Genomic DNA, 15,239 nt, shown 5'->3' on the forward strand with positions numbered 1-15,239 from the left:
TGACGCATGTCCTAAGTGATGAGCGGCATAGGCTTCTTTTCTGCGTAAAACGAAGCGCAGCAAATAGTTACAATAATTTAACCTTTGAAAAAGAAGTGATTTGCGGTAGTTTTAGCCCACTGGTGTGAGAATTTTCCCTGATTCTTAGTGCTCAAGCCTGTCTGATCGAATACAGGACTTTGGACTGATGATCGTTATGGACAGCCCGTTTTACAATGGGGCAAGCCCGGCAATGAGGCCAGGTTAAAATTCTGTAACATCAGGGGGAACACGACATCATGAACTGGAAAAGCAAGATCATTACTGCAAGTGTAACAGCAACGATGCTGATGGGAAGTCTGACAACAGGAGCATTAACGACACCTGCATCGGCAGCTGCCGTTGAAAATTCAAAAGTTAAAGTCATCTGGGGAGTTAATTTGCGTACATCGCCATCTTCTTCCGCGAGCATTGTTCGTTTGGTGCCAAAAGGAGAGATTGTCACGGTAGTGCAAAAATCTGGATCAGGCTGGTATAAAGTTACGGACTCCGGTAACCGGACAGGATACATATCTTCTTCTTCAAAATATACACAAGCCGTGAAAGGCAACACGACAACAGGAAGTGGCAGTACTAGTGGATCTGGTTCAGACAGCAGTACGTCTGTTACAGGCAGTGCTTCCGTGGAGAAAGTCATAGCTGCTGGCATGAAATATTGGGGGACGCCTTATGAGTTTGGCGCAAGTCGTAACAGTACGGCTACGTTTGATTGTTCAAGCTTTGTCCGCCAGGCATTTATTGATGCGCTCGGAATCAAGCTTCCATCCGATTCGCGTAAACAAGGTGCTTATGTGAAAGCCAACGGTACGGTTCAGACGAATTGGAAAAATCTGAAGCGTGGTGACCTGATGTACTTTATGTCCTACAAAGGCAGCTCAGCTTCATCGTACTCTGGTGTGAACAAATCTACTGCTACGATTACCCACACGGGAATTTATCTGGGTGACGGCAAAATCCTGCACACCTATTCCAATGCTGGCGGCGGTGTAACGATTAGTGATATCTCCGGCAAACATTGGGAGTACCGTTTCCTGTTTGGCGGAAGTGCACTTTAAGTTCCGGCATGCTTCTTAAATAATGGCCACATATATAGAACCTTCCATCTCTGCCTATGCGGGGGATGGAAGGTTCTTTTTGTTGTTTATTTAGTCCTGGTAGTACAGACGGAACAGAATATCCTGATCATAGTTGCCGAATCCTTGACCATACAACGTCAGCCCGCCCACATGCTGCGCATCTTCCTCCACGGAGAGGCGTAATGTCCACTGATTGCGTTCTACAGGAATATCCGCAAGCGTAATTTCGGACATATGCTGTCCATCAATAAATGTGCCCTCATGGGTGATCCGCAGCACCTTGAGCATGCCGTATTGATTGACACTGTCGCTCCACCATTCCGGTGTGAACATGCCGCGTCCATTTCCGGAATCTCCAGGACTTGTCCATTCACCTAATCGAATTCCGTTGAGCATGAAGGTAATATCCGAAGGCCAGTTTGGGTTGACCGAAGGGGCCTCTGAACCTATCTCAAGTGACAATTCAATGGCACTGATCTGTTGACCTGACAAGATATAGTTTGGAATTTTGTATTCCACGAAGCCACGTCCAAACCAGAGAATATGGGCATGCATCCGCTCGGGATCTAGAAAATAGCGTGGATCATCATATTGTCCAATGACCTGATTGGATGTAGCCAAACCACAAGTTGGATACACATCAAAATGAGTGTAATGCCCGACAGGGATTGCTACTTCATGAAGCTTGCGAATGGTGCCCGTTTCCTGTGGCATGGAGATGCCAATCCAATCGACAGCGAGGCTGTTCATTTTGTGCGTGCCGCCATCCTTGCGAATCATTTTGGACTGAATAATGCCCACATCCTGAAGCTTGCGAACATGCATGGTTACAATTGCGCTGCTGAGGCCGAGTGATGCGGCAATGTCCTTCACGTTCATTGGGGTCTCCGCGACAAGCCTGATAATCTGCAGACGGACTTCACTCGCGAGTGCCTCGTATAGGGGCAGCCACTCTGCATCGGTATTTGCTCTAATCACATCTGTTCCTCCATTTATAATTTATAGAATTAAGTTAAACATAAATCCATTCAAAAGAATAACATTTTGCAAAATTCAGGTTGAAATTGGTGCCATAATCGATTTTAATATAAATATGAACGTTGATCCATAGATTATCAATTAATTTTTATATTAATCTTAGGGAGCTGAACTTCACGATGGAAAAAGCAAAAATGACGGTAGACAAGGATTTCACAATTGGCTTAGTTGATAAACGTTTATACGGTTCATTTATTGAACATCTGGGACGTGCCGTATACGGTGGAATATATGAGCCGGGTCATCCTACAGCGAATGAAGCGGGTTTCCGTGGAGATGTGCTGGAGATGGTTAAGGAGCTACAGGTTCCGATTGTGCGGTATCCTGGCGGCAATTTTGTATCCGGTTACAATTGGGAGGATTCGGTTGGGCCTGTGTCTGAACGCAAACGCAGACTTGATCTAGCCTGGAGAACAATTGAGACCAATGAATTCGGGTTTAACGAATTCGTAGACTGGTCCAAACAGGCGAATTCGGAAGTGATGATGGCCGTCAACTTGGGAACACGGGGTGTAGACGCAGCCCGCAACATCGTGGAGTACAGCAATCATCCGGAAGGTTCCTACTATAGTGATTTGCGAATTAAACATGGATACAAAGAGCCTCATGCGATCAAAACCTGGTGTCTGGGCAACGAGATGGATGGTCCGTGGCAGATTGGTCACAAAACAGCAGAAGAGTATGGACGGATTGCACTTGAAGCGGCAAAAGTGATGAAGTGGACAGATCCAACGATTGAGCTGGTCGCTTGCGGAAGTTCATCCCTCGGTATGCCATCCTTCCCGGAATGGGAAGCAACGGTGCTGGATCATACGTATGATCATGTTGAATATCTGTCGCTTCATCAATATTACGGTAATGCTGAACAGGATACGCCAACATTCCTTGCGCGTTCCCTTGAGATGGATCGTTTTATTGAAACGGTAAAAGCGACCTGTGATTATATCAAAGCGAAGAAGCGCAGCAAGAAGACGATGTTCCTGTCCTTTGATGAATGGAATGTCTGGTATCACTCCAATGAAAGTGACAAGAAGCTGGACCCATGGCAGATTGCTCCGCCACAGCTGGAGGACGTATACAACCATGAAGATGCACTGCTTGTGGGATGTATGCTGATCAGCATGCTGAAACATGCGGACCGAGTTAAAATGGCATGTCTGGCGCAGCTCGTCAACGTGATCGCTCCAATTATGACCGATAATGGTGGTGCTGCATGGAGACAGACGATTTTCTATCCGTTCATGCATGCCTCCGTGTTTGGACGTGGCACAGCACTTGTGCCGTTGATTCAGTCACCAAAATATGACACCAAGCAAATTACGGATGTTCCTTATTTGGAGGGCATTGCGGTGCATAACGAGGAGCAGGGTGAAGTAACTGTTTTCGCTGTAAACCGTCATCTGGAAGAATCACTTCCGCTTGAAGTGGATCTGCGCAGCTTTGGGAAGTGCCGCTTGATTGAGCATATTGTGCTGGAAAGTGATGATCTAAAAGCAGCCAATACCGCAGCACAGCCGAATCGCGTTGCTCCGCATAATCGTGGTGATGCAGAAGCATCAGATACACTGATCACGGCAAGTCTGGCCAAAGCATCGTGGAATGTAATCCGATTGAAAGTTCAGTAATAGATCAGGCAGACTCATGCGGGTTGCACCGGCAATAAAGGAACAAAGGAGCACAGGCCACGCTATAACACACCAATCGCCGGATTACTGCGGCCTCAAATTAGAAAAAAAGGCTGGATGGGAGTGTATACGCATCCAGCCTTTTTTCGTGATATAAAAAACGTGTACTATTTCGCCATATAGAGTGTCCCGGGTTCTTTAGACGTTTCGACAAACAGCTTCCCTAGACAGTTGACTAAAAATATTCGCTAAACTTGGGAATTCGGATGAACTATTCAAAACAGGCAGTCCCTTAAAGTCGCGCATACTTACGACCTGGGGACAGCCTTTTCAGCATAGCATGTCTCAACGAAAATTTTACTCCAACCCGGCTCCCGGCCCGAACACAAAGCTCTCGCCATCGCGTGGAATGAGCACTTGTCCGTCCAGTTGTTCGGATGCCAGATAACTGGCGAGGTCCATCCGGGACATCATGCAATGGTTAATGGCATCCATATGCACGGCAATGACATGAGCACTCGGTGCAAGGCGTTTCACGGCAGCTACGTCAGGCCCGTCCATCGTGATTGGATCTCCTTGCAGGAAGCGGGCACCACCAGCATTTACTACAATCACCTCAGGATGATATTGACGAATGGCTTCGGCTGGCTCTTCACACCAGATAGTATCCCCGGCGATATAGGCGACAGGTTCTCCGTCGGCTTCCAATACAAAACCAGACACCTTGCCCATACGTTCGCCGATTTCTCCGGTTCCGTGATGTCCTGAAGTGCGGGCAAAACGGACAGAATGATACTCATGTTTCTCATCCACGGCGGTAACGTTGGTAAATCCGGCTCCAGTGAACACGGCTTCATCTCCTGGCTGGCACAGCAGAGGTATATCCTTGCGGAGCTGCTTCGCTGCTGCTTCATCCCAGTGATCGGGGTGGGTATGCGTAACGATCACCAGATCGGGATTCACATAATCCGTTTCCGTCTCGGGTAAAGAGACTCTAGGATTGCGTAATTCCTTGGGCGTGTTCGGGAAAGCAGGCATCACTTCTTTATCCATCAACATGGGATCAACCAGTATATTCAGACCCCCATATTCCAACCATAATGTAGCATTACGAATCAATTGAATTTTCATTGAACCTGCACTCCTTCGGGAATTAATGTTATTATCCTATATGTTATACAACCCGTTTATGGGCGTAAATAACACACTGAAAGAAAACAGGCCACTTTAATTTCAAGTTGAAAGGATTGCAAAATAGATGAATGAGACGATTGATGATACAGATATACGCATACTGAAAAGCCTGATCCGGGACGCCAAACGCTCTCACAAAGAGATCGGCGAAGAGGTGCATTTGACCGGACAGGCTGTAGGTGCGAGAGTACGCAAGCTGCATGATCTGGGTGTTATTGAAGGCTATACGGTAAAATGGAACCCGGAACGCCTCGGCTTGGGCCTGCAGGCATTTGTAACGATTTTTCTGAATTCCGGCGACCGACATGCCGCCTTCCGTGAATTTATGGCTGCACGTGAAGACATCGTGGAGGTTCACCGTGTCAGCGGAGAGGGCTGCTATTTGATGATCGTACGCACAGGAACAATGGAGCAGCTTGGCAGTTTGCTGGAAGCCATTTTGCCGTATGGAAATTATAGAATGAACCTGTCTGTTTGTATCGAAAAGTCGGAATGATGTGAGCTGAATTCAGATGTCCTGTTGCTGTTTCTCACGCAGCGTCTCCTGCAGAAGACCAACTGCTCGACTGAGCTCTTTTTTGGTTAGCAAATGATCGGTCTGGATATGACGCCGGGTGCCGTCTTTCAAATACAGGGCAATCATGGGGGAAGCAGACAATATCCATTTGCTGAAGGCGGGAGAGCCACTCTCAATTTTACGAATCTCATTCCAGGGAATTGTCCGTTTAAGGATACGAAGCCCTTCATCATTCCAGGATAATAACACAGGGGAACTTGCGATTGCCCGGGATAGAAACATAAAAAATACGGGCCCGATAAACCACATGCCAAGAATGGCTGCGATGGAATAATATAATGTCTCCAGTTGTTCAGCGTGATCTTCATAGATGATCCATAACAGGGTGACACATAATAGCAAGAACAGAAGACATATTGCTCCTTTCCATACGGCCGTGATACGGCGATAGCCAATCTGTCGATGCTCCAGCTTCGACTCTGATAATTTATATAATTCAGGTTTCATAAATACGCCTCCTTAACATCATTTCCCAGAAAATATATCAAACATGCCGCCTGCATCGCAGAGCGGCACGTTCAACGTTTATTTAACCCCATTTGGTTCGATGAGCTATCCAGAAATAGCTGAATCATTACCGGCTTCACGAGCATGGGTGTAAAGATCAGCATATACCCCTTCAGCATCAATCAACTTCTGATGTGAGCCTTCTTCGACAATTTCACCATTCTCCATAACGAGAATCCGATCTGCATGCATGACCGTAGAGAGACGATGCGCAATAACAATTGTTGTTCTTCCCTGAGAGACGGATTCCAGCGCCTGTTGTACCAATTGTTCGGTATGCGAATCCAGATTCGCGGTTGCTTCATCCAGGATAAGCACTCGGGGCTGAAAGACCACGATTCGGGCAAACGATATCAGTTGACGTTCTCCGGCGGACAGACCGCTTCCGCGTTCGGAAAGACGTGTATCATACCCTTGCGGCAAACGTGAAATCATGGCATGTGCTCCGACGAATCGGCAGGCCTGAATAGCCTGCTCTCTAGTAATATCCTCGCGGAACATTCGTACATTGTCAATGATGGAGCCCGAGAAAAGGAAGGGTTCCTGCTGGATCAGACCAACAATCCGATGAAGATTGGCCTGCGGGAAATGGCGAATGTCTATGCCATCAATTTCAATGCTGCCCTGATTCACATCGTAAAAGCGATTGAGCAGGGAGATCAACGTACTTTTGCCAGCTCCTGTAGTGCCTACAATGCCCACCATTTCACCTGGATAGAGATGCAGATTCATATGCTGAATCAGGGGGCGATCTGCCCGATAACCGAACGAAACATCATTAAAATCAATCTGTCCCATCACGTTCCGTGGTTCAAGTGTGGAGGCAGTCCCGGGTTTGGGGTCAGCGACTTCCGGACGGGTACTCAGAATGTTCCAGATCCGATCCATGGATACGGTGGTCGACTGGAATGTGTTCCACTGCATGGTGATCTGGTTAATTGGCTGGAAGAACTGACGGATGTAACTGATAAACGCATAGAGCACACCCACCTGCAATGATTCACCCAGCACGGCGCGTCCTCCAAGCCATACCATCATAACAAGCGCCGCATTGCCAAGGATATCAAACGTCCGGTTGAAAATAACATTCGAACGGGCTTGTGTGATATTGGCCTTCAGGTGAAGTTGGTTCTGTTCCGTGAATCGTTTCTTCTGCTCCTCTTCCTGGTGGAACGCCTGGATCAGAAACATGCCAGACAGGTTCTCTGCCGTGAATGCAATCAAACGGGAGAGACGAGTTCGCGCATTCTGATAAGCTCTGCGCAGCTGGCTCCGAAATAATATCGCAACGATGGCGATCACAGGCAACACGATGAGGGAGTACCCTGCGAGTACCGGATCGAGCTGGAACATAAAGACGATAATGAGAACCAGCATCATGCCATCCCGGATAAGACTTAGCAGTACTTGAGTGAAGAAACTGCTGATTGTTTCCGTATCACTGGATACATTCGTCACCAGACTGCCGATATGGAAGCGATCGAAGAAAGACATCGACATTTTGGAGATATGCTTGAACAGGTCTTTCCTAATGCGAGAGACGATGTTCTGACCGACATGCTGCAGCAGGTTGTTTTGTACATAGGTAAAAATAAAGCTGATTACAGCCAGCCCCAAAAAGATGGCTGCCAACTGGACAAGAAAGCCCACACTGGTTTGACCAATCGCCAGATGATCATCAATTGCGATTTTCACCAGATAAGGTTGAAGCAGATCGGCGGAGATGCCGAGCAGCGAACAGAAAAAGATACCTGCAAAGGCCCATTTATGGGGTTTGGCGTAGGACATCATTGCTTTGAAGGAAGTCCGCTTACTCTGGTCTGCACTTGCATCGGAACCGGACCCATGGCCTGACGGTGCTAGTGCTCCCGCATCTGAACGAACTTCAGCTTGACGATCAGTCATGATGTAATCCCTCCTCCTGCAAACGATAGGTTGCAGCATATAACCCTTTTGCAGCCATCAGACCTGCATGTGTTCCTTGTTCAGCGATGCGGCCCTCATCCAGAACGATAATTTCGTCGGCATGACGGACCGCACTAATTCGGTGAGAGATAATCAGCGTTGTTTTTCCTTTGCCGATCTCACGCAGGCTGCGCAGAATGCCACTTTCGGTGACGGCATCCACAGCACTCATGCTGTCATCCAGAATGAGCACCTGCGCTTTTTTGATCAAACCCCGTGCCAGACTGGTACGCTGACGCTGACCGCCAGACAATGTGAGTCCACGTTCACCCAGCAGGGTATCGAACCGATCGGGGAACCGGATAATGTTCTCGTATATCATCGCTTGTCGTGCACTGTGCTCTACGGTGTCCAGCGGAACCTCACGGTCGCTAAAAGCGATATTGTCCCGAATGGTTGTACTGAACAGGAACCCATCCTGCGGTACATAGGCAATACGGGATCGCAGACTTTCCAGCGATAGCTGCCGGATGTCGGTGCCATTAATACGGATCGTGCCTTCAGGCGGCTCATATGTACGCAGCAATAGTTTTACAAAGGTACTTTTACCAGAACCTGTTTTGCCCACAATGCCTACGGTTCGTCCTGCCTGGATGTTCAGACTGATGTTTTTGAGCGCAGGGGATAAACTGCCGGGATAGGAAAAGGACAGATTCTCTATCTTAATGTCGTTCACGGCTTGGAGACTTGTCGCATGGGGAAGTTCGCGTACGTCAGGGACTTCCGTCAACAGATCATTTACCCGCTCCAGGGATGCTCCAGAACGCTGCATGGTATTGATCACATTACCGATTTGTTGAAGCGGTCCCATGATGATCCGCAAGTATAACGTCAATGCAACAAAACTTCCGAGTGTAATGGAGTTCTGCATCGTCAATATTCCGCCGACAAGCAGCGAGACAACCAGTGAAATGGCACCCAGCAGCGGCAGCAAGGCCTGAAATAGAGAGGACAGACGAACAAGCCGCAGCTGCTTGCTTTTGATTGCATCTACTGTGAGCCCGAATCGTTCACGGGCGCTGTCTTCAATGGCAAATGTTTTGGTTACACGAATACCACCCAGCTGTTCCTCTGCGGATTCCGTCATCGTTGCAAGAGCATCCTGCACATCACGAGAGCGCTTGCGAATTCGCGGACCGAAAAAAACGACCAGAAAGGGAATGGCCAGCAAAGGCACAATACTGATCAGAATAAGTCTCATCGGGATTCCGCTGAGCAGCATCATCACGATGCAAGATAATAATAGAAATGTGGCATTGGTCATCATGGTGACGCCGTTGGAGATGGCTTCACGTACAGAGGTGACATCATTCATGACGTAACTGAGCAGTTTCCCATTTCCCTGTTTGGAAAAATAGTGCTCGCTCAGCTCCGAGAATTTGCCGAAAATGCGCTCACGTGTCATGAACTCGAAACGGCGTCCAAGCTTCATAATCATGAATTGCCCGGTACCGAACAGCAGATTATAAGCGATGGCAATAGCCAAAAGCGAAAGACTGTACCGGATGACCGTATTCATCTGAAGTGTGTTCTGCATGAGTTGATCCGTGAAGCTGCCCAGAATTCGGGGCAAGGACGCCTGACCCACATTGGAGGCAATAATCAGTAGTACAGCGAACAGATATACGGGCCAGTTGGCAATGACATAGCCTCGTAGTAATCCTTTCTTGGACATAAGATTTGTTCTCCTTTGTTCAGGGTGAAAGTTGGTTCGCAAGCTGAGTCAAGAAAAGGGCCGACACCTGATAATAGCGCGTCGTGCCCTCTTACTTTATGCGATCCGGTTTGCTGTTTATCCGTCATTCGATAGAAATCTCTATTCTTATTTTTGCGCTAATCGGTAAGGATGTCAACGAAGCAAGCAAGCATAATGGAAAGAAAGCTGATCAGCGCCCGCGGGGTAAGGGATATATGCAATATTACCGTCATTTATTCACCAGATGTCGATTTTACTGAAACATTTCAGGGGGGGCTACCGTCTGTAGGATTGAAGAGGTCAAAAATTGGGTTTACTAAATATGGAGGTGCCAAGAAATGAAACATAAAAAAGGATTGGCTGCAACGCTTGCGCTCTGCGTGTCTTTGACGGCAGGAGGTGCATCGGTACTTGCATTTTCGGATGTAAAAGATGAAGGACAAAAAACGATTGTGGACTCGTTACATGCCAAGGGTGTTGTTAATGGAGTAACGGCGGATCTATTTCGGCCGGACCTCGCATTGTCCGAGCCACAGGGTGTTCAACTGATCGTGAACGCTTTTGGTCTGAAAAATGAATACGCTGCCGCTTCGGCACAAAATAAAATTAGTCCAACGACCTGGTACGCCGATGCCGTTCAGGCTGCAACACAGAATGGTTTGTCCATTCCGGTGGAGCTGAATCCACAGGCCAAAATGACGCGCGAGCAGTTTGCCATTTTGCTCCTTGAAGGGATTAACACAACCGGAGAATATCCGGTGATCATGCTGTATAATGATATTAAGGACGAAAATAAAATCGGTAAGGACGCCAAATCTGCGGTCCAGAACCTGCTGAACATGGACATCATTGAACTGGATAAGGACGGAAACTTCCGTCCAGATCAGTCGCTTACCCGTATGGAGGCTGCAAGCATGATCTTCAATGCACTTGAATTTGTAGATAAGCACGGCAATGGTGGATCGACAGAACCGACTCCAACGAATCCAGGCGAAGGACAACAAGGGATTGTGCCTACCGTGACATCAACCAAAGTGGATGACAAGACGGTAAAGGTTAAACTGACCGCGCAAATGCCTCATCCTGGTTATGGATTGAAGATTGAAGATGTGAAGCTGGAGAAGGATGGACGCGCCATCGTGCTGTATACGATCATCCAACCTGACCCGGACATGATGTATCCAATGGTTATTACCGATGTAACCGCAGAGACAGACATTCCAACAGGATACACGGCAGAAGCACAGCCTTCTGGAAAATAAATTCAGTGCGATGACTTACTAATATAGAAGTCATTCAAACCTCAGAAACCCACTTTATCCATGCATGCATGCATGGATAAAGTGGGTTTTGCTTTGAAATTAAAAGTTTGTCTAATTATTCTATATTAACACAGGTAATATTCTATTATTTGACAGGTTATATTTATTTATTAAATAAATTAAGATGACTTTTAGTAGTCGCTTAGCAAAGTCCCAATTGTATTGAAATTCTAAAGTAAGTGTCTTAGCAAATAAAGCTCATTATGTCTATATTCAGCACTGCTCTACTTAGGTATTGAAGCTAAACTAATCATTGCCAAACCTAAAAAACGAGGATCACTCACTTTTATGTTTCATGCTTGGGTTGAGGTTTCTGGTAAACCGGCGAATGACTTCAATGATGTTAGTGATCATTATTATGTGCTGTACGCCCATTAAAGGAGGTATTGCTGGCCAATGAATCCAACGCGGACAGTGATTATTGAGATCTTACATAAAAGTAAAAAAACCATTTTTTTTATTTTATTGTTTAATATCTCAGCTTCATTAGTCTCTATTGCCCAACCACTCCTATTTAAAGGTTTATTTGATGATATCCTACCTGGAAAGCAGATGGGAACGGCTACATTTTATATTATGCTGCTCATTCTCATTCCTATCGTGTATGCCGCATTTAACAGCGTCACTTCTTATTATAACAACGAATTAGGGAACCAATTATCCAAAAATCTTCGCCTGCGATTATTTTCTCAGTTGCTTCAGATCCGTCCCAGAAATGTGGACAAAATCGGAAGAGGAGAAATCATTAACCGGATCACCTCACAAGTGGGGATGCTTTGTGAAATTTTTGTGGTAGACACTATCATGTCGATTGTATCCAATACCATTTTATTGATTGCTACCTTGTGGATCATGTTCTCCATGAGTGTTGAACTTACGTTAGTGGCCCTGATTTCATTTCCTGTATTTATGTATGGCTTCAAGCGATTCAGGAGCAAGACGGAGAGTTTGGATAAGCGGTATTATGGAATGTTGGAAAAGGGAATAAGTTATTTGAATGATTTCTTTTATAACTTGAAAGCGGTTCATATGTCTAACGGCCAACAGGCTGAAAAAAAACGATGGAGCGACTGGAACGATCAAGCCTGGAAGATTTCAAAGCAATCCCGGGTTTTTCACCATATGGTATTAAACCTTGTTGCTGATACAGTCATTTCCTTGATTACGGGGATCATTTATGGTTATAGTTTGTGCCTGATCCTGGAAGGCCAAATCTCACCAGGCACCCTGCTGGCATTTATTGTGATTCTTCCAAGGTTATACGGCATTTTCAAGTCGCTATTTACGTTGAATATTGATATGAGCCGCATGAAGGTGATTGTGGATAACTTGAATGAAATCCTTGAATTGGAGAAGACCGAATCAGGAGCCAAAGTTCCTGATTATACCCGAATACCCCAGCTTCAGCTGAGAAATGTATCGTATCGATATGCGAAAGACGACTCTTTTGGTATTTCGAGTTTCAATCTGGATATTAAGCCAGGAGCTTTCGTGGGTATTGTTGGATTAAGTGGGTCAGGCAAATCTACCATTTTTGAACTTATCCACAGGTATATGGAGCCGGATGAAGGGGAGATATTAATAGACGGCATTCCGATCAAGGAACTGAATATTTATGAACTAAGAAAATATGTGGGTTATACTCCGCAAAAGGGAGTACTGTGGAATATGTCCATTATGGAAAATATTATTTATCCTCTGCAAAAGGAAGAGATGGATGAAGAGATGTGGCTCAGATTTAATACTGCTGTTAAAATCGCGCATGTTAAAACATTTGTTGATGCCATGCCTGAGCAATTTGATAGGCAGGTCGAGAGCCATGGAGAGAATCTTTCTGGTGGAGAAATCCAACGGATTTTGTTAGCCAGGGCATTCATGAATAAATCCCGTATCCTCATGCTGGATGAGTACACCTCTGCTCTGGATGCCATGACGGAGAGTGACTTGAACGATACATTGTTAAACTTAAAGGGAAATCAAACTATTCTAGTCATTGCACACAGGCTCTCAACCGTGAAGAATGCTGATAGTATCCTGGTAGTCGAAAAGGGCCGAATTGTAGAGCAAGGCAGTCCGGATGAATTGTTATCTCGAAAGGGGATTTTTTACGCAATGGTGGAGAAACAGAAAATATAGATTCGTCATACATTTTTTTAAAACAATTAAAAATAGATCGCCAAGTGAACTCATTTCTTACAAAGCAGGTTGCAGGGTGATCCGCTTGTTTAATGTTAAATAATTCATTTGAATTGACATATATATGATTATGTTAGTTATAATAAATGACATGAAGTTGTCGTAAGTTGTATTTGATCTAAATATCGTTAGGTAAAACAACCGCTCCGTTTGTTAACGGAGCGGCTTTTTTTCTGGCCTGATCCGGAAATTATCATTCATTCCAGCTCTCCATGTCATGTGCAAAATCAACATATACTACTGGATATACCCAGTGTTTATCTGCGTTTGTATGCATTGTAGTTAAGGATAAAAACGACATATTTACCGAGCGGGGAAGAAACTCATAGAATAAAGCCAAGCCATAAGGGAACTTGATGCAGGTGGTAAATATATGATAGATAATATTACATTTATGTGATTGAATTAAATCTATCCGTATTACTTTTCCTAAGCATCAAGAGAGAAGAAAGACAAATGCATAAGTAAGGGGGAGAAACGCAGCAGCAATGAAGAGGAACTTCTATTCCATTCAAGATGACAATACGTGATGCGCTAAGCTTGCTAAGATCTTGCGACTTGTATGACCGATGTGAATCCTGAATGCGACCTGCATACATCGAATACCTCTTTCTTACAACATATGTGGGTTTTGACTTTAAGGTCTGTTGCTCAACTTTCATTCAGATCGGACATCTCTCAAATTCATGCGAAGCTACTCCAAACGACAACTTCAAGAGGAAAATGGGTCAAAAACCACATGTTTTATGTCTCCAAAATGACAATGGCAAGCTGGAACGATAAGTGCAAACCCCCGCTGTAACAGTACTTTCCGTGTTTTTAAGAGTGAGGATCGAAATAGCATATTTACGGATTCGAAAATGATTCATAAACTCAGTATGTAAGCGTTACCAAATGGCGAGGGAAGCAAGGGCCTCACATGATCGAAATGTAGTCCGGGACTCATTCCTTACATTTGAACAGGAGTGTTTCGCTCTTCTTACAAAACGGACGGATTTTCATTTAGAAAAGGAGGAAACAACTGATGCAGCCAGAAGGGAAGTCCGCCTTGTCGCAAAACCTATCGGTGTACACGATTCCGAGCCGCAAGAAAAATAAATTATGGAGAAGGATGATTCGAAACTGGGAGTTGTATCTGTTTATCGCGCCAGCATTTCTATACTTTCTGATTTTTCATTACGGGCCGATGTACGGCATACAAATCGCATTCAAAAACTTTATCCCGACGCTTGGTGTTACGGGAAGCCCGTGGGTTGGGTTCGATCATTTTATCCGCTTCTTTAATTCGTATTATTTCTGGGATTTGTTATGGAATACCCTCAGTATCAGCTTGTATGAGCTTGCTATAGGTTTTCCGCTGCCGATCATTCTGGCGTTAGCCTTCAATGAAGTAAAGGACTCCTTCTTCAAACGTACCGTACAGACGGTCACGTATGCACCACATTTTATTTCGGTCGTAGTCATGTCGGGTATGATCATTACCTTCTTGTCACCTTCGTCAGGCATGATTGTCAATTTGGTGGAGGCTCTTGGATTTCAGGCCCCTCAATTTCTGACGGACCCTGCGTGGTTCAAGACGGTGTACGTACTCTCAGGTGTCTGGCAGAGTGCAGGCTGGGGTACCATTATATACCTCGCAGCTCTCTCGGGTGTGGACCCTCAACTGCATGAAGCTGCCGTGGTGGATGGTGCGAGTCGGTTTAAACGGATTCTGCATATTAACATTCCAGCGATCATCCCTACGATCACCATTTTGTTAATTTTGAATATGGGCAGTATTTTGGGCGTCGGATTCGAGAAAATCTTGCTGCTGCAAAATCCGTTGAACATGGGTTCATCCGATGTCATCTCGACATTTGTCTATCGGTCCGGTCTGGTCGATGCACAGTACAGTTTCTCCACAGCTGTAGGATTGTTCAACTCGGTCGTTAATGCGATTCTGCTGATTACGGTCAACCAAATTGCACGTCGCACCAGTGAAAACAGCTTGTGGTAAAAGGAGGG

At 45.7% G+C, this 15,239-nt stretch carries 11 protein-coding genes and 1 pseudogene; 7 read left to right on the top strand and 5 right to left on the bottom strand.

The annotated features are described in order from the left end of the window. Positions 1-278 precede the first annotated feature (278 nt). The gene (locus tag BMW94_RS10135; protein ID WP_090997842.1) at positions 279-1,094 is read left to right on the top strand and encodes a C40 family peptidase; all 816 of its coding nucleotides are present in this window, start codon (positions 279-281) and stop codon (positions 1,092-1,094) included. Between the two features lie 90 nt (positions 1,095-1,184). On the opposite strand, the gene BMW94_RS10140 is transcribed toward BMW94_RS10135, so the two are convergent. Next, the gene (locus BMW94_RS10140; RefSeq protein WP_082935196.1) at positions 1,185-2,093 is read right to left on the bottom strand and encodes an ArsR/SmtB family transcription factor; all 909 of its coding nucleotides are present in this window, start codon (positions 2,091-2,093) and stop codon (positions 1,185-1,187) included. Between the two features lie 179 nt (positions 2,094-2,272). Between BMW94_RS10140 and BMW94_RS10145 the strand changes: the two genes are divergently transcribed. Beyond that, a complete protein-coding gene (locus tag BMW94_RS10145; protein WP_090997845.1) occupies positions 2,273-3,778 on the top strand; it encodes an arabinosylfuranosidase ArfA in 1,506 nt (501 codons plus the stop codon). A gap of 357 nt (positions 3,779-4,135) precedes the next feature. On the opposite strand, the gene BMW94_RS10150 is transcribed toward BMW94_RS10145, so the two are convergent. Next, on the bottom strand, positions 4,136-4,909 hold the full coding sequence (locus BMW94_RS10150; RefSeq protein WP_090997848.1) for an MBL fold metallo-hydrolase: 774 nt from the start codon (positions 4,907-4,909) through the stop codon (positions 4,136-4,138). Positions 4,910-5,036: 127 nt separating this feature from the next. Here BMW94_RS10150 and BMW94_RS10155 point away from each other — a divergent pair, with 127 nt between their 5' ends. Next, complete coding sequence (locus BMW94_RS10155) at positions 5,037-5,468, top strand: Lrp/AsnC family transcriptional regulator (RefSeq protein WP_090997851.1); 432 nt, start codon at positions 5,037-5,039, stop codon at positions 5,466-5,468. 12 nt (positions 5,469-5,480) lie between these two features. Here the strand turns inward: BMW94_RS10155 and BMW94_RS10160 are convergent, their stop codons facing one another. The 3 genes from BMW94_RS10160 to BMW94_RS10170 form a co-directional block, all read right to left on the bottom strand. After that, on the bottom strand, positions 5,481-5,996 hold the full coding sequence (locus tag BMW94_RS10160) for a hypothetical protein (RefSeq protein WP_090997854.1): 516 nt from the start codon (positions 5,994-5,996) through the stop codon (positions 5,481-5,483). A 105-nt stretch (positions 5,997-6,101) separates the two neighbouring features. Further along, complete coding sequence (locus BMW94_RS10165) at positions 6,102-7,847, bottom strand: ABC transporter ATP-binding protein (protein ID WP_090997933.1); 1,746 nt, start codon at positions 7,845-7,847, stop codon at positions 6,102-6,104. A gap of 106 nt (positions 7,848-7,953) precedes the next feature. Further along, complete coding sequence (locus BMW94_RS10170) at positions 7,954-9,696, bottom strand: ABC transporter ATP-binding protein (protein WP_090997857.1); 1,743 nt, start codon at positions 9,694-9,696, stop codon at positions 7,954-7,956. Between the two features lie 359 nt (positions 9,697-10,055). On the opposite strand from BMW94_RS10170, the gene BMW94_RS10175 reads away from it, so the two are divergent. From BMW94_RS10175 to BMW94_RS10190, 4 genes and pseudogenes are all read left to right on the top strand, one after another. Continuing rightward, the gene (locus BMW94_RS10175; protein ID WP_090997860.1) at positions 10,056-10,979 is read left to right on the top strand and encodes an S-layer homology domain-containing protein; all 924 of its coding nucleotides are present in this window, start codon (positions 10,056-10,058) and stop codon (positions 10,977-10,979) included. Between the two features lie 270 nt (positions 10,980-11,249). Next, a pseudogene (locus BMW94_RS31275) lies at positions 11,250-11,417 on the top strand (hypothetical protein); the annotation flags it as partial. A gap of 18 nt (positions 11,418-11,435) precedes the next feature. Further along, on the top strand, positions 11,436-13,175 hold the full coding sequence (locus tag BMW94_RS10185; protein ID WP_090997866.1) for an ABC transporter ATP-binding protein: 1,740 nt from the start codon (positions 11,436-11,438) through the stop codon (positions 13,173-13,175). Between the two features lie 1,084 nt (positions 13,176-14,259). After that, the gene (locus BMW94_RS10190; RefSeq protein WP_090997869.1) at positions 14,260-15,231 is read left to right on the top strand and encodes an ABC transporter permease; all 972 of its coding nucleotides are present in this window, start codon (positions 14,260-14,262) and stop codon (positions 15,229-15,231) included. Positions 15,232-15,239 lie beyond the last annotated feature (8 nt).

This window comes from Paenibacillus sp. OK003 (genome assembly GCF_900109515.1).
Lineage (GTDB): Bacteria > Bacillota > Bacilli > Paenibacillales > Paenibacillaceae > Paenibacillus > Paenibacillus marchantiae.